General features: G+C 44.7%; 21 protein-coding genes. 16 read left to right on the top strand and 5 right to left on the bottom strand.

The genetic code is table 11. The features are described from left to right. The first annotated feature begins 144 nt into the window (after positions 1-144). From carA to FIU82_RS09735, 5 genes are all read left to right on the top strand, one after another. Positions 145-1,281 (top strand): glutamine-hydrolyzing carbamoyl-phosphate synthase small subunit, encoded by a 1,137-nt coding sequence (gene carA / locus FIU82_RS09755; RefSeq protein ID WP_022946183.1) that lies wholly within the window; start codon positions 145-147, stop codon positions 1,279-1,281. Between the two features lie 18 nt (positions 1,282-1,299). Then, positions 1,300-4,518, top strand: a complete 3,219-nt coding sequence (gene carB / locus FIU82_RS09750; protein WP_022946184.1) for a carbamoyl-phosphate synthase large subunit — start codon at positions 1,300-1,302, stop codon at positions 4,516-4,518. A 46-nt stretch (positions 4,519-4,564) separates the two neighbouring features. Further along, positions 4,565-5,041, top strand: a complete 477-nt coding sequence (gene greA, locus FIU82_RS09745) for a transcription elongation factor GreA (protein ID WP_022946185.1) — start codon at positions 4,565-4,567, stop codon at positions 5,039-5,041. A gap of 127 nt (positions 5,042-5,168) precedes the next feature. After that, positions 5,169-6,185 carry a S66 peptidase family protein gene (locus tag FIU82_RS09740; RefSeq protein ID WP_152440970.1) on the top strand — a complete coding sequence of 339 codons (1,017 nt, stop codon included), beginning with the start codon at positions 5,169-5,171 and terminating at the stop codon, positions 6,183-6,185. Between the two features lie 47 nt (positions 6,186-6,232). Continuing rightward, positions 6,233-6,529, top strand: a complete 297-nt coding sequence (locus FIU82_RS09735; RefSeq protein ID WP_152440969.1) for a hypothetical protein — start codon at positions 6,233-6,235, stop codon at positions 6,527-6,529. A 160-nt stretch (positions 6,530-6,689) separates the two neighbouring features. On the opposite strand, the gene FIU82_RS09730 is transcribed toward FIU82_RS09735, so the two are convergent. Then, on the bottom strand, positions 6,690-6,989 hold the full coding sequence (locus FIU82_RS09730; protein WP_152440968.1) for a hypothetical protein: 300 nt from the start codon (positions 6,987-6,989) through the stop codon (positions 6,690-6,692). A gap of 80 nt (positions 6,990-7,069) precedes the next feature. Between FIU82_RS09730 and FIU82_RS09725 the strand changes: the two genes are divergently transcribed. The 11 genes from FIU82_RS09725 (at position 7,070) to FIU82_RS09675 (ending at position 14,450) form a co-directional block, all read left to right on the top strand. Further along, entirely contained in the window at positions 7,070-7,408 is a 339-nt protein-coding gene (locus FIU82_RS09725) for a hypothetical protein (RefSeq protein ID WP_138542739.1), read from the top strand. Between the two features lie 151 nt (positions 7,409-7,559). Continuing rightward, on the top strand, positions 7,560-7,799 hold the full coding sequence (locus tag FIU82_RS09720; protein ID WP_096013089.1) for a hypothetical protein: 240 nt from the start codon (positions 7,560-7,562) through the stop codon (positions 7,797-7,799). A gap of 10 nt (positions 7,800-7,809) precedes the next feature. Then, a complete protein-coding gene (locus FIU82_RS09715; RefSeq protein WP_152440967.1) occupies positions 7,810-8,394 on the top strand; it encodes an ABC-three component system protein in 585 nt (194 codons plus the stop codon). Then, on the top strand, positions 8,384-8,611 hold the full coding sequence (locus FIU82_RS18825) for an ABC-three component system middle component 6 (RefSeq protein ID WP_152440966.1): 228 nt from the start codon (positions 8,384-8,386) through the stop codon (positions 8,609-8,611). The genes FIU82_RS09715 and FIU82_RS18825 overlap by 11 nt, the downstream gene beginning before the upstream one ends. Next, complete coding sequence (locus FIU82_RS09705) at positions 8,598-10,289, top strand: DUF2326 domain-containing protein (protein ID WP_152440965.1); 1,692 nt, start codon at positions 8,598-8,600, stop codon at positions 10,287-10,289. Before FIU82_RS18825 ends, FIU82_RS09705 begins: the two co-directional genes overlap by 14 nt. Before the next feature lie 99 nt (positions 10,290-10,388). Next, positions 10,389-10,805 carry a hypothetical protein gene (locus FIU82_RS09700; protein ID WP_152440964.1) on the top strand — a complete coding sequence of 139 codons (417 nt, stop codon included), beginning with the start codon at positions 10,389-10,391 and terminating at the stop codon, positions 10,803-10,805. Between the two features lie 113 nt (positions 10,806-10,918). Then, a complete protein-coding gene (locus FIU82_RS09695; protein WP_152440963.1) occupies positions 10,919-11,335 on the top strand; it encodes a hypothetical protein in 417 nt (138 codons plus the stop codon). Between the two features lie 93 nt (positions 11,336-11,428). Then, positions 11,429-11,854, top strand: coding sequence for a hypothetical protein (locus FIU82_RS09690; protein WP_152440962.1), 426 nt, complete (start codon positions 11,429-11,431; stop codon positions 11,852-11,854). Between the two features lie 607 nt (positions 11,855-12,461). Continuing rightward, positions 12,462-13,166 carry a hypothetical protein gene (locus tag FIU82_RS09685; RefSeq protein WP_152440961.1) on the top strand — a complete coding sequence of 235 codons (705 nt, stop codon included), beginning with the start codon at positions 12,462-12,464 and terminating at the stop codon, positions 13,164-13,166. Positions 13,167-13,289: 123 nt separating this feature from the next. After that, positions 13,290-13,745, top strand: coding sequence for a hypothetical protein (locus tag FIU82_RS09680; protein ID WP_152440960.1), 456 nt, complete (start codon positions 13,290-13,292; stop codon positions 13,743-13,745). Between the two features lie 114 nt (positions 13,746-13,859). Beyond that, complete coding sequence (locus FIU82_RS09675; RefSeq protein WP_152440959.1) at positions 13,860-14,450, top strand: hypothetical protein; 591 nt, start codon at positions 13,860-13,862, stop codon at positions 14,448-14,450. A gap of 292 nt (positions 14,451-14,742) precedes the next feature. Here FIU82_RS09675 and FIU82_RS09670 read toward each other — a convergent pair whose 3' ends face one another. The 4 genes from FIU82_RS09670 to FIU82_RS09655 form a co-directional block, all read right to left on the bottom strand. Further along, positions 14,743-17,904 (bottom strand): efflux RND transporter permease subunit, encoded by a 3,162-nt coding sequence (locus FIU82_RS09670; RefSeq protein WP_152440958.1) that lies wholly within the window; start codon positions 17,902-17,904, stop codon positions 14,743-14,745. Between the two features lie 3 nt (positions 17,905-17,907). Continuing rightward, positions 17,908-19,080 (bottom strand): efflux RND transporter periplasmic adaptor subunit, encoded by a 1,173-nt coding sequence (locus FIU82_RS09665; protein ID WP_138509079.1) that lies wholly within the window; start codon positions 19,078-19,080, stop codon positions 17,908-17,910. A gap of 138 nt (positions 19,081-19,218) precedes the next feature. Continuing rightward, the gene (gene folE2 / locus FIU82_RS09660) at positions 19,219-20,130 is read right to left on the bottom strand and encodes a GTP cyclohydrolase FolE2 (RefSeq protein ID WP_138548997.1); all 912 of its coding nucleotides are present in this window, start codon (positions 20,128-20,130) and stop codon (positions 19,219-19,221) included. Between the two features lie 54 nt (positions 20,131-20,184). Next, positions 20,185-20,862: a DUF1826 domain-containing protein gene (locus FIU82_RS09655; protein ID WP_172972726.1), complete on the bottom strand. Its 678-nt coding sequence runs from the start codon at positions 20,860-20,862 to the stop codon at positions 20,185-20,187. Positions 20,863-20,879 lie beyond the last annotated feature (17 nt).

The raw sequence follows: 20,879 nt of genomic DNA, 5'->3' as shown, positions 1-20,879 counted from the left end.
ACAAACTTTTAATTAGATCTTTCTCCGACTCTCGTGTAGAATATCGTCAATTTGCCAAAATTTCATAATGCGTATAACCAAGCGCTGCAAACGGGTAGTAAATCGGTCATTTTTACTCCCGTTTTTTACTGTTAGGAGGTTAACTTGACTAAATCCGCTCTGTTAGTCCTAGAAGACGGCACAGTGTTTCGCGGTACTGCGATCGGCGCTGACGGCATGTCAGTGGGTGAAGTAGTATTCAACACGTCGATGACTGGTTACCAAGAAATCTTGACTGATCCGTCATATGCCGAACAAATCGTTACCCTGACTTACCCGCATATCGGGAACACGGGTACTAACAGCGAAGACGAAGAAGCGGCACGTATCTGGGCTAAAGGCCTAGTTATCCGCGATTTGCCACTGCTAGCGAGTAATTTCCGCAACCAACAATCGCTCGACGATTACCTAAAAGAACGTAACATTTTAGGCATCGCCGATATCGATACCCGTAAGTTGACTCGTATCCTTCGCGATAAAGGGGCGCAAAACGGGTGTATCATCGCGGGCGATGAGGTTGATGAGAATAAAGCCCTGGAAGCGGCGCAAGCCTTCCCTGGGTTGAAAGGCATGGATTTAGCCAAAGAAGTCTGTACCAGCGAGCCATTTGAGTGGCGCGAAACGAGCTGGACACTGGGCGAGGGCTTTAAAACCCTAAGCGCTGAGGATGAAAAGTTTCATGTGGTTGCCTACGACTTTGGCGTTAAGCGCAACATTCTCAGGATGTTGGTGGATAGAGGCTGTAAGCTCACGGTGGTGCCGGCACAAACCTCGGCAGAAGAGGTGTTAAAGCTTAATCCCGATGGCATTTTCCTCTCTAACGGCCCCGGCGATCCAGAACCTTGTACTTACGCCATTGACGCCATTAAAACCTTCCTAGATAAAAACATCCCTATTTTCGGCATTTGCCTTGGTCACCAACTATTAGCACTGGCTTCAGGTGCAAGCACTGCAAAAATGAAATTTGGCCACCACGGTGGTAACCACCCGGTAAAAGACCTTGACCGTGGTGTAGTGATGATCACTGCGCAAAACCATGGCTTCGCGGCGGATGAAGCAAGCTTGCCAGAGAACCTTAGAGCGACACATAAATCGTTGTTTGATGGCACCTTACAAGGTATCCACCGCACCGATAAGCCTGCGTTTAGTTTCCAAGGCCACCCAGAAGCCAGCCCAGGCCCCCATGACGCAGCCCCGTTGTTCGATCACTTTATCGAACTGATGCAAGCGCAATCTAACTAATTTAAGACCGGAGTAATAATGCCAAAACGTACTGACATAAAAAGCATTCTTATCTTAGGCGCAGGCCCGATCGTTATCGGTCAAGCTTGCGAATTTGACTACTCGGGTGCTCAAGCCTGTAAAGCGCTTAAAGAGGAGGGTTACCGGGTAATCCTTGTTAACTCTAACCCTGCTACGATTATGACCGACCCAGAAATGGCCGATGCCACCTACATCGAGCCTATTCACTGGGAAGTAGTAGAGAAAATCATCGCCAAAGAGAAGCCCGATGCGGTGCTGCCAACCATGGGCGGACAAACCGCATTGAACTGTGCACTCGAGCTGGATAAGCACGGCGTGCTTGCCAAATATGACGTTGAGCTTATCGGTGCCACGGCGGATGCCATTGATAAAGCGGAAAACCGCGAACGCTTTGACGCCGCGATGAAAAATATTGGCCTTGAGTGTCCGCGTGCAGAAATTGCGCGCTCTATGGATGAAGCCCACGATGTGCTTTCGCGCATTGGTTTTCCATGTATTATTCGCCCCTCATTTACCATGGGCGGCACCGGCGGCGGTGTGGCTTACAACATGGAAGAGTTCGACGAAATCTGTACGCGAGGTCTTGACCTATCGCCGACCAATGAGCTGTTGATTGACGAAAGCTTACTGGGCTGGAAAGAGTACGAAATGGAAGTCGTGCGGGACAAAAATGATAACTGCATCATTGTCTGCTCAATTGAAAACTTCGACCCTATGGGCGTACACACCGGTGACTCAATCACTGTAGCGCCGGCACAAACACTGACCGACAAAGAATACCAAATCATGCGTAACGCCTCGATGGCGGTACTGCGTGAAATCGGCGTAGAAACCGGTGGCTCTAACGTACAATTTGGCGTTAATCCAGATAACGGCCGCGTGGTCATTATTGAAATGAACCCTCGCGTGTCACGCTCATCGGCATTGGCTTCAAAAGCGACTGGTTTCCCGATTGCAAAAATCGCTGCCAAACTGGCTGTGGGTTATACCCTGGACGAGCTGCAAAATGATATCACCGGTGGCAAAACTCCGGCGTCATTCGAGCCGTCTATTGACTACGTTGTTACGAAAATTCCACGCTTTAACTTTGAAAAGTTTGCCGGCTCTAATGACCGCCTAACCACACAGATGAAGTCAGTGGGTGAGGTAATGGCTATTGGTCGTAATCAGCAAGAGTCACTGCACAAGGCACTACGTGGATTAGAAGTAGGCGCGACCGGCTTTAACCCGGTATTGCCTATTGGTGAAAAAGGCGCGATTGAGAAAATCACTCGCGAGCTACGTGAGCCGGGCGCTGAGCGTATCTGGTACATCGCCGATGCGATGCGCCATGGTATGAGCGTGGAAGATGTATTTAATTTAACCAAGATTGACCGCTGGTATCTGGTGCAAATTGAAGACATCATCAAAGACGAAGAAAAAGTCAAAGAAGGCGGCCTAGCTGGCCTTACTGGCGACTTCCTACGCGCTTTAAAACGTAAAGGCTTTGCCGATGCGCGTATTGCTGAACTTGCCGGTGTGTCGGAAAAAGAAATCCGTAAAAAGCGTCAGCAGCTGAATATTCTGCCCGTATACAAGCGCGTGGATACTTGTGCAGCTGAGTTTAGCTCAGACACTGCCTACATGTACTCAAGCTATGATGAAGAGTGTGAAGCGGCGCCTTCAGACAAAGACAAAATCATGGTTATCGGTGGCGGTCCAAACCGTATTGGTCAAGGTATCGAATTCGACTACTGCTGTGTGCACGCAGCACTGGCGATGCGCGAAGACGGTTATGAGACCATCATGGTGAACTGTAACCCTGAGACAGTGTCAACAGACTACGATACCTCAGATCGCCTATACTTCGAGCCAATCACCCTTGAAGATGTTCTGGAAATTGCTCGAGTTGAAAAGCCAAAAGGCGTTATCGTGCAATACGGTGGGCAAACACCGTTGAAATTGGCGCGTGCTTTAGAAGCGAACGGTGTACCAATAATTGGTACCTCACCGGATGCCATTGACCGTGCAGAAGACCGTGAGCGTTTCCAGCAAATGGTTGAGCGTTTGAACCTGCTGCAACCTGAAAATGCCACCGTCACGTCGCAAGAAGAGGCGATTGCCAAATCAAAAGAAATTGGCTTCCCGCTGGTGGTTCGTCCCTCTTATGTACTGGGTGGCCGAGCGATGGAAATCGTTTATGATGAAGACGACCTACGCCGCTACATGAATGAAGCGGTATCGGTGTCTAATGAAGCCCCAGTGCTTTTGGACCACTTCCTTGATGATGCCATTGAGGTTGACGTAGACGCAGTGTGTGATGGTGAAACCGTTATTATCGGCGGTATTATGGAGCACATCGAGCAAGCAGGGGTACACTCTGGTGACTCGGCATGTTCTCTACCTGCCCATACACTGAGCCAAGACATTCAAGATGTTATGCGTGAGCAAGTGCGCAACATGGCGCTTGAGCTGGGCGTAATTGGTCTTATGAATACTCAGTTCGCGGTTAAAGACGGTGAAGTGTACCTGATTGAAGTGAACCCTCGTGCCGCGCGTACAATTCCGTTCGTATCAAAGGCGACGGGCGTGCCACTAGCTAAGGTAGCGGCGCGTTGTATGGCTGGTCAAAGCCTAGCGAGCCAAGGCATCAGCAAAGAAACCATTCCACCTTATTATAGTGTTAAAGAGGTGGTGTTACCCTTTGCTAAATTCCAAGGTGTTGACCCAATTCGTGGCCCAGAGATGCGTTCTACCGGTGAAGTGATGGGTGTTGGTGATACTTTCGCCGAAGCCTTCGCAAAAGCGCAGCTTGGAGCAGGTAATGCTTTACCACGCGGTGGTCGCGCGTTACTATCAGTACGTAATGGTGACAAAGCGCGAGCTATCGAGCTTGCTAAAACCATGACTGAACTAGGCTTTGAACTAGACGCAACCTCAGGGACAGCGCAAGCGCTTGAAGATGCGGGCATCGCAGTTCGCCGTGTAAACAAGGTATTTGAGGGCCGTCCTCATATCCTTGACCGCATTAAAAACGGCGAGTACAGCTACATCGTAAACACCACCGAAGGTCGCCAAGCGATTGAGGATTCCAAAGTGTTACGTCGTGGCGCCTTGATGCACAAGACAAACTACACCACCACCTTGAATGCTGCGTTTGCCAACTGTACGGCTAACTCAGCAGACGATCGTGGCCACGTAGCGTCAGTTCAAGAGTTACACCAACGAGTAAACTAAGCGCTTGGCCGCAGTGTTGCTGCGGCCTACCGTAAGTGGGAAAACTATGCAAAAAATTCCAATGACCGCACGCGGTGCAGAGCTATTGCGTGAAGAGTTAAACGAATTAAAGACAGTAACGCGTCCAAAGATCATCGCTGATATCGCCGAAGCGCGTGAACACGGAGATTTGAAAGAGAACGCTGAGTATCACGCTGCCCGTGAGCAACAGGGGTTCTGTGAAGGTCGTATTCAAGAAATTGAAGCGAAACTGTCGAATGCGCAAATTATCGACGTCACTAAAATGCCGAACAACGGCAAAGTGATTTTCGGCACCACGGTCACCATATTAAATGTGGATACCGACGAAGAAGTACGTTATCGCATTGTTGGTGACGACGAAGCGGATATTAAAAATAACCTGATTTCGGTTAATTCACCCATTGCTCGCGGTCTTGTCGGCAAACAGCTCGACGACAGCGTGAACATTGAAACACCTAATGGTGCGGTGGAATACGAAATTATCGAAGTTGAATACCTCTAAACGAGCGTATTCATTCTAAAAAGCCCGCGCCTTGACGCGGGCTTTTTTATGGCAGTGATGCACTTGCGCAGGGAAACCGTGTATTGCGCATCATAGCCTGCGCAAATGACTCAACAAGGAAGCTCCCATGCGTTATCCTGCACCGTTAAAACCCGGTGATACTATCGCCGTTCCCGCGATCTCCTCGGGGGTCGATGCGCCTTTTTGGCCACGTTTGGATTATGTACTGGAGAGCCTGAAGCAACGCGGCTTTCAAGTACGAGAGGGTGACTCGCTACGAAAACAAGGGTTAGTGAGCGCCTCTCCTGAAGCGCGCGCCAATGAGCTGATGGCACTGCTATTGGATGAGACGGTGGCTGCAATTATGCCGCCTTGGGGTGGGGATTTCGCTTTAGATTTATTGCCCCACTTGGATTTTGATGCCTTAGCCAATGCCGCACCTAAGTGGTTAACAGGGTTCTCTGATATCAGCACCATTAGTGCCGTATTAAGCTATCGCTGCCATTGGGCAACCATGCACTGCGCTAATTTAATGCAATTAGGCATCAATGACTGCAGTGCTCAGGTTGAGCAAGTATTTACTGCGCTGAACTTGAGCTTAGGCCAGCAATTGCAACAACGCAGTAGCCAATATTATCAGGCGACACACCCCAACTACCGCACGCATCCCAAAGCCGTTTTTAAGGGAGATATGCCAACTCACACGCGCATGTTATCAGGGGCGCACTCAGCGCAGTTTGCTGGACGTTTAATCGGTGGCTGCGCCGATACATTGTTTCCTTTGTTATGTAGTTCGCTGTTAGACCTAAAGCAGTGGCGAGCACATCACAATCAAGGTGTGATTTTGTATTTGGAAAATGCTGAGCTGAGCCCGGCACAATTTGCTCGGGGCTTATTGGCGGTACGCGCCACTGGAGGCTTAGAGAATCTCAGTGGCATTATTCTCGGGCGCTCATTGTGCCTAGGGCAGGGAGATTTTAGCTACTATGATGCCCTCGATTACGCCCTCCAAGGGGTGGCGTGTCCGGTTGTTATCGATGCTGATATTGGTCATGTTGCGCCCAACTGGGTCATGATTAATGGTGCCGATACTGAATGTGAATTTAAACAGGGTGAACTTAGCCTGGTGCAGTACTATCGCTAACAGCGCGATATACAAAGGCTGATATATAATTTTTAAGGAGCTAATAAATGCACAAGGACAAAGCGATGGCGCAGTGGTGTTTAGAGGAGCAACGCCGTCAACAACAACACTTAGCCACGTTTAATAATTTGCGGCCAACATGGAAAAGCTGGGTGGCGCGTTTGCTTAGCAATTTGCTGGTGGTACTGATATTACAAGCCATGTACCCAGAGGTGCTGAGCGAACCAGTACTCTATGTGCTGGTGATTTTGATATTCGCTCAGGGCTTTGACATGCACAGTCAACACAAGCGCATTAATAAACGTATCGATGCGCTGTATTCACTGTTGTCGCACAAGGATTAAACTTTCTATCGGTAATTTAATGTTGCACTAATACAATGGAAATAGGCTGGCTGGATGGTCAGCTTAGTGTAAGAAGCGCACCTTTATACATAACTCGTTTTTGCTCCAAAACGAGTTAACGTGAATGCTCTGATGGTGGCTTTGGGCGAAGTACGGACACTCACTCCCTAGCTAATCTAGGGAGGGCTTTTCTAATTCCTGCCAAGATGTTGCTCCAACCAATACGCTTATTCCAAAGCTTTCCGTCGACTAAAACTTTATAACAATCGATCCGATCAGTTTTATACAGTTCAAGTTTATGAGTAATGGGTTCACCACTATCGTAATCGGTGATTTCGATTATTCTTCTTAGTTCAGGAATGTTTTGTGGCTCTACAAAGCTTTCTTGTTCTATAGCAAATTTTCGATTAGTGTATGATTTACGATAATTTTTTGAAGCTTTATTAGTTTGTCTATACATAGGTAATCTCCTACCTTACAAGGTAGCATACCTTGCAAGGTCTCACTAATAAGCTGTTATATTTCAATCAAGGTGTGTCGGTGACGTCGAAGATTTGGATTCTAGTAATTTCATTGTTTTTTGTTAGCCCCACGATGGCTAAGAGTGAGATGAACCCAAGAGTTTCAGCTATAAAAAGCAACTTAATCTATGAGGGAACCTTTGTAGAGGCCGAAGTAATTGGACTGATCGTAAAGAGTGATAATGATGCTTTTACGCTTATGCTTGATAGCGATAATCAAATTTGGTTTGACGATTCATTTGTAATGTCCAATGAAGAAAAAAAGCATGTGGCCCCTTATTTAGTAAAAATATTCGAAGAGGCAACTGATCCGCAGCAAAAAGCTGCAATAGCAACAATATTAAAGGCAATGCTATGAAATATAACAAGTTGCTAAAGTTCGTTCGTACACTCACTGGGACAATTAACAGTTGGCTTGGCGCTTCGCGCAAGTATATCCCACTGTTAATTGCCCCTTAGCAAAGCGTTAGTTTTCTCATCAACATCATCATTTATCAACAAGGATAGAAATGGATACTTTCATTGAATTTGTAAAATCAGACATTGGGGTCACGCTGGCTTGGCTTTGTACTGTAGGAAGTACATTGTTTGCTGTGATTACATCAAAGAAAAATAAACAGTTGAAAATAAAAATTGGTGAAATAACAAAGAATTCAACAGTAGATAATAGTCAGGATAGTGTTATGCAAAACGGCCAGAAGAATGTATATACAAAGAACAACTCTGGCGGCATGAAAATTGACATGTAAGGACTAAATCTTGACCATAGGAAATGAAGAGGGTAACCCCCCTGTAAATAAAACAGTTCAAGTTGAACGTAATGCTGGAAATATCATAATCGGGGATTCACCCGAATATGAGATCAGCTCGGCTATAAATGAATTGCTAAAATCATTAGCTAATAAGCCGTTTACGTTTAAGAGAAGCAGAAGACGCCCGTCCTCTGAAACTGTTGTGAAGATTGAACACAATAATCTTAAAGCTAAAAGTCATATCATAAAGCAATATCTAGATCACTCCTCAAAAGTAGAAGAAGCCTATTCTGAGATAGATTCACTGATAACTTTTGGAAAAGATACAATTCTGCAAAATTTAAACGATTTATATTATCTTGCTTTAGACGCTGTTGAAATAGACTATCTAAATTGTGATATAGACATAGCTAAAATCAGAGAAAATTCAGAGTTCATTTTGGATTTTATTATCCAAAGATTAAAAAATACCGTATTTGAATCAAAAAACACTCCAGATTACAAAGAGCATATTGAATTGGGCGTTAATGTCGTCGTCGCTCATGCTTTTATTGAGTGCATAATTATGGAAAATCCAACTTATGATTCCTAGAAATGGTTGTGACCCAGAAATAAATGTTGTAAGTATCGGGGCAAAAATTCTAAAGAGATTGGCAGAGGAAAATTCGTCCTTGGATGTGATACTCACTGACTGTTCTTCAGAATTTAAAGTATCGATTGATCACATTATATTGTCATTAGATTGGTTGTATGCAATTAAGGCTATTGGGATTAATGGAACAGAGGTTTTTATAAATGAAGCTTGTTAGCCTTGAAATAAAGATAAATAGCGAAATAAAAAGATTAGTTAAATTCGAGACAGGCCTTAACCTTATCACAAACAAGCCTAATTCTGGCCGCACAGGAAACAGTGTCGGAAAATCAACATTATCAAGAGTGGTTGATTTTTTAATGCTAGGAAGTATAGACAATATTTACATCGATGAAGAGTTCAAAAAGCCAAACCTTGAGATAGAAACGCTTTTTAAGAACAACGTTGTAACTGCTTCTCTCAGTTTCTTTGACTTCTCAAACAAAATAAATCAAATTTCTCGAAATCTATGTATTGATGGAGAATCTGAATCAAAATTTTGGGTAAATGGTGAAATTGTTGATGAAAAGGAATATGAGTCATTTATTCAGGATAAAATCTTTAATATATCTACTAGAAGGCCTTCTGTTCGAGCTGTAGCGCCTAAATTTATTAGAAATGATAGTCATAGAATGTTGAGTACGACCAAGTTTCTTGATAAACGACAAGGTCCAAAAGATTACAGTGAACTTTTTTTATACCTTTTCGGTTTCAACAATACGTCTCTACTTACAGAGAAAAGAGATGCAACGAATCTGGTTAATAGACGAAAAAGGAATTCAACTTCAATCAATGCTCTAGTGAAAGAGCAAAAGCCAAAAAGTGAGATCAAGAAATATAAGGCAGATGCTAAAGAGCTAGAGAGCAACCTTTTAACATTCGAATATTCGTCAGAATATTCGAATCCAATAGAAAGGCTTTCAGATCTGCAAGTAAAAGAAGACAGGTATACCGAGGAGCTTCTATCAATACAGCGAAAAGTAGACAATATCAATCATACTATAGAGCTATTATCCAAAGACAAAGATGGTTATTTAATCAACGAACTTAAAGCAATATATAGTTTCTCTGGTGTAGCAATTGATGGAGCCTTAAAAGAACTTGAAGACGTTATTTTGTTCCATAGAAATCTCGTTGAAAAAAAGAGGGACTTTCTTACGATTGACTTGCCTAAATTGAATGAGGAATCTGAAGGTCTTCAAGCAGAACTCAGTTCAATACGGAAAGATAAGTTACAAGTTTTTTCTGATATGAGGTCCAAGGAAAGCTTAGATAATGTGACTAAAAACCTGAAACGCCTTGGTGAGCTTAAAGTTGAGCTTGGAAAGTTAGAAGGTCTAATGGAGCAGCAGTCCAAGGCAAAACTAGATCAAACTGAAGCTGAAGCTCAATTACAAAAAATCCTTGAGGCTATTTCCAAAGAGATTGACAATGTTTATGAGTTTGAGAAAAAGTTCAATACACATTTAGGGTCTCTTACCAAAAGTCTTCACGATGAACAATACAGCATAGACTTAGAATTCAATAAGGATAGCGGTATTTGTTCAATAGAGCTCAATAACTCAGCAACTAATCCTGAAGGTGGGAAGAAGAAAGCTGAAGTCATTGCTTTTGATTTTGCATATATACATGCCATTAATGAGTTAAAGTTAAATCGACCAAATTTTATATTTCATGACAGTATTGAGGATATTGACAAAAAACAGATTGAAGATATTTTCAAAGAAGCAAAGAGGCTTCCGGGTCAACAGATTCTGTCAATGCTATCAGATAAAATATCAGAAGAAACTTACAAGAAGATATCGAAAAATGTAATCTTATCTCTTGATGAGGATGAAAAGTTCTTTTGTGTTTAAACAAAAACTAACAAGTCAAATCACTCGGACGCAGCAAAGCTGCGCCGGTGTTTGAAGCGTTATAAGCCACTCTAGTTTGGCACTAAATTAAGGATGATGATGAAAAAAACTCTTTTACTGCTAATGTCTCTTTCGCTATTCGCATGCTCTTCGACTCCCCCTAAGCTTGATGCAAACGAAGAATTCGAACGACTCTATGTCGCGCTTGGAATGGAAGAAATCTTAAGTTCATTTGGTGGTGAAATAAATATCAGTCCTGAAAAATTGTTTTCAGAAACGTTGAGTGATTTACCTGAAAATCAAAAAAGAATTTTTATCGAGTCTATGCCTTCGAAAATAATGACTGATCCTATCAATGTAAATGCAGCTAAAGTTGTATTTAGAACAAAGCTTCTCTCGTTATTAACAGCCGAAGAGTTAAAGATTGCAGCAGACTTTTATTCTAGTAATGTTGGCTTAAAGGCACATCGAGCTATCATAGAGGCAGAAGTAGCTGTTTCTGAGTCTTTAGATTGAATTAATGGCTTATAACAAGTTACTCAAAAGGACGCAAAACGCTTGGCTTATGCTCCTTCGTCGTTAATTTTAGCCAAGCATTTATGCGCCCATTAGTAAGGCGTTAGGTACACATGGTTAGTTCAGGCGTATTCTTAAATATTGGAAAAAGTATTCTAGCTCTCGCTTTAGCTATTTTCGTTATTTTTTGGTTTCCTAGTCCTGCTTTTGATGCCTGTTTCCCTGATAATAATTCTTACGTGTGTAGCCAATGGCCAGAGATATTCGCTGGATGTATGTTTGTCTTAGTTTCATACTTTGCAGGCCCTAAAAGTAAATATCACTATATCCCTGCTTTCTCGCTTTTTGCGTACATAGGTAGTGCGGAGCACATCAGGTTTGGTGGGCAACTTTTAGATGTCCTATATCAGATACCTTCCCAGTCATTTTACTACGGCGGCATCATAGCTTTAGTAGTAATAACTGGGGTAAAGTTTATAAAACGTAACTGGGTGCAAAGTGTACCTAACAAGCTAATAAATAAGGACTAAAAACAGTTTGCTGTTTTCGTTCCTCAAATTTTAGCAAACTATTTTTAGCCCATTATTAGGGCGTTAAGTAGCCAAGGAAAGTACGGCGTTTAAATGACCTACGAAGAATTTTATTACAGCATTGATTGCAGGTTTCCTTATCATCAAGAATGCGAGTGGAAGCGAATCATTGATCAATCAATTGAAATAGGTGAGGACGCGCCTTTTCTCGTGCTTCATGAAATTTGCAGAGTTCCTGCTTCGGAGAAGCTGGAACAAGCAAAACATTTAGAAATGTATAAATATTGGAAGCAATCGTTTGCCAGCCCAGTGCAGGACATCGTTGAAGCAGCTTCACTTTCTTACATCAACAAAACTGAGATAACAGACTCCGAAGCACTCGATATAATGGAAAAACTTTCAGCGTTTCCTAAATCTTATAACGCGCTTCAAGTTGTTTTGTTTGCGTGTCCAGACGATGATGAACTCGTCGACGAAAAATATGAAAACATTGTAGCCGTGTGGAAATCGGCCACTTAACAAGTTACTTAAAAGGACGCATAAATGCTTGGCTTGCGCTCCTTCGTCGCTAATTTTAGCCAAGCATTTATGCGCCCATTAGTAAGGCGTTATGTGATTGAATTTATAATTGGTGTGTTGTATATTTTGAGTAGTTAAAGTTTCTGGCACTAATATTTATCTTTCAAATTCTGATATTTTAGTCTCAATAGCAGTTCACTTTATGTCGGTTTGCTTATTTTTAACCACATTACTAGGGATGGAAGTTATGTCACTAAATAGTCTGATGAGAGCGTGTGCGGGGTTTCTTGGAGGCGGTTTCCCGTAAATCGATACTTACTTGGTATTTTTGTGTTTGTAGATAGAATCTTGGTTTTTGAATCTTATATTATTGCTAGGGGTGAGATCCCCCACCGCCTCACCAATTCAACCCACTAGGTTTGCCTAGTGGGTTTTTTGTATATATTCAGACAATCACATAACAAACAATTTAAGAGGGATTCACAACGCTTGGCACTTTTGCTTCTACTTCAGTTTTAGTGTTTATGGCACAATGCTTTAGGTTTGGGTGGAGGCGTTGTTCACCCCTTAATTGGGCGTTAGGCTTCTTTAAACATAAGGTTCAATCTTGACTCAGAAATGGTATAAAAAAGATGGTAATCAAAGTTCACTCATTAATGGTATCTGTATAATTGCAGGAGCCATAGTAGGTGTTCTCGGAGCGCCTTACGTTAATAAAAATATGGAGCCACCTAAGCAAATTATTTATAAGGTTGGTGATACGAGCGATAATATTGGCCAATACTGGAAGCATTTAAATTTCTCTTTTGTCAGAGAGGAATACATAAACCCTAGGATTATTGAAGAGCTTCTAGGTTGGATTAGTGACTCCTCAGCAACAACGTCCTCAATTGACTTAGTAGCAGCAAATAAAAGTAATAGGTTTTTTGTTGATATAGAGCACAGGAAAGTGGATGGAAAAGAATTAGTCGGTTACATCAGAGAAAAAGGTGAAGGTTCTTTTTTTTATCAGTACATAGGAACTTCGCCTTCCGGAGTACATATAATTCTATGTATAGATCATGGTGGTGGTTCAGGTGTCTTCAAAACTTTGATGCTTTTATCTTTGCGAGCAGACAATGCCTTAGATGGTTACTCTCAAGGTTTTACTAAAAGAGAAAGAGTGCTCTTACATTCAATAGGTCACATTGGATTAGGTGACAGATACTCAGGAAATATCACTTATAAAAATGAGATTTTAACGGTCGGTGAAGATAAAAGCCCAATGAAGCACGGGCTTTGGACCTCCGCACAGAAATTCGAGGTTAAGTAGAACTCTAAGTCTAACAAGTACCTAAACCAAGGGACGCAAACAGCAGGCTTGCGCTCCTCCGTCGCTAATTTTAGCCTGCTATTTTACGCCGGTTAGGCAAGCGTTAGAAGCCTATGAGAATTTATGCCTCGTCGTAGAGAACTAAAAGGGATTGTGAACAATCTCTCTGAATTATTGAGTGGTCGAAATAATGACTATCTCGGCTATTGGGCCGTGGGTCAGTTATTTCTACTTGCACAAGAGCATGGCGTTGATTCGCTCACTCTAAACTTAATAGATTGTAAAAGCGATATTGTCTCACCTGTATTGGTTGATATGTGCCAATCGATGAAGTCTGAGGTGAATCGAATGCTTGCTGCGCATCAGATTCCAAGGGAATGGGTTAAGTCAGTTTCTGCGAAGTTTAGTTTTAATCAAGAGTATCAAGAAAAGTATCACTACTGGCGCTCAGCATTAGGTAAACCTTACTTGGTTCAAGTAGAGATTGAAACAGATTTGGGCTACATAAATAAAGCCACACAAGGTGGTAATGTCCAGCCTCATGATCCTTCAAAAGAGCACCGAAGAGGCAGCTTCTAACAAGCGCCTTAAAAAAATGGACGCAAAATGCTTGGCTTGCGCTCATTCTTCGCTAATTTTAGCCAAGCATTTTCCGCCTCTTAGGCGGGCGTTATATTCAAAGGAAGGATCGGAGTGTTCAATAAGTTTTTGAGTGGATTAGTGTTTGGTAGCGGTTTTGCGATAGCCTTTGTTTTTATTGCCTATTTAGGTCTACAAGTACTCCTTCCTGCTGTAATAAATAACTCTAACAAAACTCCTGAATTTAATGATTCGAAAGCAGCCGAGGTCATAGAGCAAGAGTCATCATCTACTCCCAAAATGACAACCAATAATGATTTCAAACTATATAAAAACTCTAGCGCAAAGATGGAAGTGCCAGAAGGTGGCGGAATTTTATCTATAGCTTCAATAAATACTCCCGCTGGAAATAAGTTCCCTAGCACTTATCAACTTTGGATTACAGAATCAGAGTTTTGGCAGGTTAAAACGAATGAACAAAATGTCGAAATTGAACAACTTAAATATCCGACCGTTTTGCCAATAGATGCCGTTGACGCAACCATGAGAAAACAAGCTGGGTACGCTATGAGTACAATGACAGTTCATTCTGAAGCAATTACATCTTTAAAAATGGGCAATGGTTCATGGCAGGATAAGGACATGAACGGAAAAACGAAAATAACAAAAGAAGGTGTTGTATTTATTCAACCCAATGAATTTTGAATATAACAAGCCAATTAAGGGCGGGACTGCTAAAGCTTGGCTCAGTTTCGCTTCGCTACACAGTTTAGCCAAGCATTACCAGCCCCTTATTGGAGCGTTACCGAATAAATACTCTAACGTGTTTCTGTCCAATAATGATTTAGAGTAGCTGTTTGCTTCTCGCTCTTAACAGCCTTTAAGTAACAACCGTTATTACTGGCCCGCAGCGATTAGCTTATAACCTCTCAAGTAAATGGCTAGCTCAAAAAAAGCCCCGCGATGCGGGGCTTTATGGTTGGGTTAGTAACAATGCTTAATTATGTTGTGCAGCTGGTTTATCACCTACTTCGGTGCTTGGCTCAGGGCGAGAGAACCATTTGCGCATCAGACGCTTGGCATCTTCCAGTGCCACATATTGGCAAGGAATGAGTACCAAGGTGATCACCGTTGCAAAGAGCACCCCGAAAGCCAAGGAAACCGCCATAGGAATCACAATCTGTGCCTGCAAGCTGGTTTCAGTGATAATCGGGATAAGGCCGATAAAGGTGGTGATTGAGGTGAGCAAAATAGCGCGAAAACGCTTGCAGCCCGCTTCGACCACCGCATCTTTTATAGCGATACCCTGGGCACGCGCTTTATTGACAAAGTCCACCATGACCAGCGAGTCGTTAACCACCACACCGGCCACGGCGATGATGCCAAAGAATGACAGGCTACTCATGGTCATGCCCATAAACACATGGCCATAAACCGCGCCGACCACGCCAAAGGGGATCACCGACATGATCAACAAGGGCTGGGTGTAAGAGCGCAAAGGAATTGCCAATAACGCAAAGATAATCATCAGCGATAGCACTAAGTCGCGGATTTGCTCGGCAACGCTTTCCATTTCCTCTTGCACGCGCCCAGCAACCTTGCTTTGTACGCCGGGGTAGTTCTTCAATAAAGCTGGCAGATACTCATCACGGATCTCTCGGGCAATGGTGAAAGGTTCAGCTTGATTGGGGTCTACCGCAGCCCACACGTTAACCGTGCGTTTGGCATTTTCGCGACGGATGCGGTTAACACCGTCGACCAGCGTCACCTCAGCTACTTCTGCCAGCGGCACTTCTGCGCCAGCAGGCGTGATAATGCGCACATCATTAATTTCACTGATGGAATTTCGCTGTTCAATGGGGTAGCGGATCATCACTTTTAACTCTTCGCCATCGCGAAGAATGCGCTGCGCCTCTAAACCGTAAAAGCTAAAGTTCACCTGCGATGCAACATCGGCTAAGGTCAGCCCTAAGCTGTAGGCAATAGGTTTTAAATCCAGCTGTACTTCTTCGGTGGCACTTTGCATGGAGTCATTGATATCACCTACACCGGCCATGGTGGCAAGTTTGTCTTTGAGTTTGGCGGCCACTTCTTTCAACTGTTCGTTATCTCGACCCTCTAAACGGAAGCTGATATCGCCATCATCACGACCGCCGCCATTCATGATGCTATCGTCGATGGTCATTGATTTCAGTCCCGGCAGTGGCGGCATATTTTCACGCCACAGAGCACTGAGCGCAAAGGTATCCATAGGACGCAAATGCGGCTCTACCAATACCATCATCAAGCGAGCGTTAGTGCGCCCTTGCATGTTGACAGAAATATCGCGGATCATTGGCTGGCCGTATTGCTGTTCAATTTGTTTTTCAACATCGAGCACCACTTGCTCAACTTTGCGAGCCGTTGCCAAGGTTGCACTCTCTGAACTGGCGAGATTCATTTCGATATTAATGCCAGGGAAATCATGCGGGATTTTTGGGTTGGCGATAAACTTAATGAGTCCACCGGCGAATAGCCCCGCACTGACAATTAAAATACCCAAAAAGCCCACAATGACGGTGTAACGGTAGTGAATACACCAGGTAACCGCAGGGCGGTATAGTGATTCAATCACGTACTTTAAGCCCGCATCAAAGCGACTGCGCAAACGATGCAACGGGTTGCGTGGGTTAACCGGGCGGTTTTTCATCGCCGCCAAGTGTGCTGGAAGGATCAGTTTTGATTCCACCAAGGAGAACAGTAAGCAGAGGATAATAACGCCGCCTATGGCCTTACTGAATGCTGCGCCAGGGCCGGAAGCGAGTGTTTGCGGTAAAAAAGCGGCCACGGTGGTGAGCACACCAAAGGTGGCGGGCACGGCGACGCGTTTTACGCCGCGTACGACGTTATCTAAACTCTGGCCATGCTTTTCTATCTCCGCATGGGCCGACTCGCCAACCACGATGGCATCGTCTACAACGATCCCCAGAACCAAAATAAAAGCGAACAGTGAGGCAAGGTTAATGGTGATGTCTAGCCCCACGGGCATCATCAGGAAAGCGCCGAGAAAGGACACCGGTAACCCCATCATCACCCAAAAGGCCAAACGAATGCGTAGGAACATGGCTAGCATCAGCATGACTAACACACCGCCCCAAATCATATTCTCGATCATCATATCGAGACGACCTTCGAGGTAGTAGGTTAAATCGACCATAGGCGTTAATTTAACACCTGCGGGTAATTCGGTTTCTTTGCGTTTGAGGTAGTCATCCATTACCGCAGCAACACGGGTGATGTCTTGATCTTTGGAGGCTGCCACCTCGAACATCAGCGAGTTTTTACCATTGTATTTCGAATATTGTAGGCCTTCTTCAAAGCCGTCTTGAATGGTGGCCACATCCCCCAAAAAGACTTGTGCGCCATCTTCAAGGGTAATTAATGGCAGCTTCTCAAATTCATTACCGCGATAGGCTTGTTTTTCCACGCGCATGGATATGTAGCCGTTATCGGAGCGGATTTGTCCGGCAGACATATTGGCCGAGAAGTTACGCACCGCCGTGGCGATATCGCGGAAGGTAAGGCCATATTCGCGCAGCTTATCGGGACTAACTTCAATGCTTATCTCGTAATCTAAGCCGGAGTTAAATTCGACTAAGTTCACTAGCGGCAGACTGAGCATTTCATCATGCAGCTTATTCCCGAGCTCCTTAAGCTGATAATTACTCATATCGCCGTAGAGAGCCAAAATCATGACTTCCTGAGTAAACTTTTGCCGGCGAATATTAGGGCGCTCCATCTCCGCAGGGAAACTGGAAATTGCATCGACCTGCATTTTTACTTCATCGAGCACTTCTTGCGGGTCGTAAGACTCTTCGACCTCAATCCAGCTTTGTGAGTAGCCACGATTAGAGTAGGTGATCAAACGTTTGATCCCCTCCAATCCCTGTAAAGACTCCTCAACCTTGATGGTGATCCCTTCTTCAACCTCTTGAGGGGCCGCACCGGGATAAACCGCCTGAATGCTTAACCAGTTATTCTCAAACTGTGGGAACATTTGTTTGCGAATAGATAGGGCGCTAAGGATACCGCCAACAATGATGAATACCATCAATAAGTTGGCTGCCACCGGATTACGCGCAAACCAAGCGATTAAGCCTTTTTCTCTTTGCTGCGTCATCACTTAGTCCTCTTTCAGTGCCAATTGCGTGTGTGGCTTCTGGGTTGGCTCATCATTTAAGCGTAGCGCCATGCCCTCAGTAGGGTATTCAAGCGCTGAGGTAATGAGTTGCTCTCCGGTCGTCAAACCGGTGTCAACATAGGCCATACCGTCTTGCTCGCGAATAACATTAAGGGCACTGAACTCCAGGGTATTGTCGTTATTCAACAGTGCGACGCGATTTTCTTTGATTAAGTGGCTGGGGATTATTGCCGCATTTCGCAGTTGTTTGCCGGTAATAGTCGCATTGGTGTAGGCACCAAAACGCAGCGGTACGCTGTGTTGGTAAGGAGTGTTTACATAGGCGACCAGATAGGTCATGCGTGAACGTTTATCAACCACGCCTTCATTACGCACTATGGTGCCTTGCCAAGTCACCGCTTTGCCGGCGATATCGCTTTGTAAACTGACTTTCGCGCCGACGCCGCCGTCGACAAGATACTGCATATCGTGATTGGCAACCGGTAAACGCACTTTAGCAATGTCGGTGGCATCGACTTGACCCAGTTTACTACCTGGGCTGACAACACTACCTAAACTAATATTTTTTGCTGTTACTAAGGCATCAAAGGGGGCACGAATCGAGGTGCGCTCTAAATTGCGTTTGGCGCGTTTCACTTGCGCTTGTGCAGCTCTAAAGTTGGCGAGCTTTTCTGCCAGTTGCGGTTTGCGTAAATACAGCTCTGAGGGGATCACCTCATTGGCATTGTCTTTAATACGCTGCCATTCAGCTTTAGCCACATGTGCCTGTGCTTGTTCAATTTCTAGTGCTGATTGAGCTTGAGCTAGACCTGCCTGCGCCTCAATGAGCGCCGCTTCATAATCATTCGGGTCAATACGTAGCAGTTCATCGCCTTTGGCAACAAAGCCACCTTTTACAAATTGCTCAGAAACAGAGACTACCTGACCGCTTACTTGCGCCACAAGCTCCGTTTGCTCTTGCGCCATAACTTCGCCATACGAATGCACTTTTAATGTTACGTCCGTTAATTCCACTGGTGTTACCTCAACCAGTGGGGCGATATCCTGTTGTGCTTTTTGTGGTGGCGGCGACTTCATGGCGCTGAGGGCGACAAACACCCCAATGGCGCCTGCCAATACTCCTAGCGGCAAAAATATTTGTTTTTTACTAGCCACAGTGTTGCTCCCGTATATTTCGATGACAGCTTAATACTATCGTGAATGATGTTTACAGGTATGTGGAAGATGTAACAAACCATGAATTATGTGTCAGCAGCGCGCAAATGATAGGCGACAACTTCAATGCAACGCTATTTATTCCAGCGTTGACATCCGTTTATAGTCAACGACGACTGCGTTATGGGCATGCAGACTTTCTTGGTGTTCAACCTTAAACCAATAACCGAGTAGCCTGGGTTTGTGCTGCAATGCCTGTTTTATACGCCGGGCGGCGTCTTCACAAAACAGCAGGTTTTCGGCATTGAGTTTGGCAAAGGCTTGCTCGTCCTCTCTTTTCACTGCGGTTTGCACGGCGGTGGCAATGACGGCCTCGAACTCGGTGATAAGATCACTGATATAGCCCAAGGTATGACCTTGCATCTGCATGTGAATATAGGCGAATGAGCGCTGACTGTGCGGCGTGGCGATAGAGCCTTGCTCGCTACTTAGCCAGTTGAGCAATGTGTTCTTGTCGATGGTATCGTCTGTAAACTTGCAGGCAATAACGTCGCTCAGAGCTTGGCGCGATAATGCAGCGGAGCAAGGGCAGGTGCTGGAGTAAGGAATAGACAAGCCGAGCTCAATAGTAAACTGGCCTTGCTGATATTCACAATGTAGCGTCACCGGGTAGCCTTGGTACCCGCTCTTATCGCTGATTAAGGCTTTTTTCTCGAGTATAAGGTCAAAACTCAGCTGCAGTTTGGCACTGTGGCTTAGCCCTTGCTGCGAACTGATAAGCTCGCGAAGCAGATGCTCTAAGCGATGGGGCGTCATCGCTTTGTTGCTCAAATGCTGGTTCAGTATTTGATAAAGCCGTGACATATGAATCCCTTTTGCCTGCTTACTATCTAGGCTGACAAAAACATCCGCTTGTGCATGAGTTTGCTGTATCTGCGAGCTGGAAATTGGAACGTGTATGGGTAGGGCAATGTGCTCCATCCCGACCCATTTCAGCGTTAAAGCGGTATCTGCTGGTTGCACTGCAGTAATATCAGGTAAATGGCCCATTTTTTCCTCATTTGGTTAGTCGGTGTGGGGGTTATTAAATGCAGCTATACAGGGCTAAAAAATGCCATCGAGAGTCAGTAATAGCCTCGGTTGCTGATCATGTTGTGGGGGAGAGCGATGCACCAATGCGCTGTGCTCACCGTCAGGCCAAAGTTGTCCTTTGAGCAGTGCCACATCACCTGCTTGTAATTGATGAATATACTCAGCATGGCGATACAGCCCTGATTTTTCGTCACTGAGCCCTTGATTGCCGCTGCCAAGCTTGCTGTAGTCTGCATCGGCGTGGGCTAGCCACTGCGACCCCGGGCCTTGGTAAGTGGTTACTAAGCGCACGGGCACGCGGTCAACATGAAACCGAGGGCACATGGCTTGGCTGATCACTTTGAGCCGTAATCCAACGTGTTCACAGTCAAGCAAACAGCTGAACATATCCACTAATGTAGAGATATCGCTGAACAAGGCCTGATAATCTTGGTGGTTATCAAAGTTACTTTGCAAGGTGTGAAGTACTGACTTTGCACTCACCGTCGAAGTCAATGCGAGATTTGGCTGCGCCTGAATAAGGGTTTGGATTTGCCCGCGTATCGTTGAGTCGAGTGCGCGTTTCCAAATGACGATGTTATGAGCTGGCTGGTAAATTGAAGGTAATACATCAACATTGCTTGACGCTCTCGCTGTTTTTGGCTGATGCACGGGGGGCGCATCAGGGGCATGGGACTGTGTTACTTGCATAGCATCTCTCGTCATTT

The organism is Pseudoalteromonas sp. THAF3 (assembly GCF_009363775.1).
GTDB lineage: Bacteria > Pseudomonadota > Gammaproteobacteria > Enterobacterales > Alteromonadaceae > Pseudoalteromonas > Pseudoalteromonas ruthenica.
Note: the sequence above shows the minus strand (reverse complement) of the source record. Positions and strands in the feature narration are given on the sequence as shown.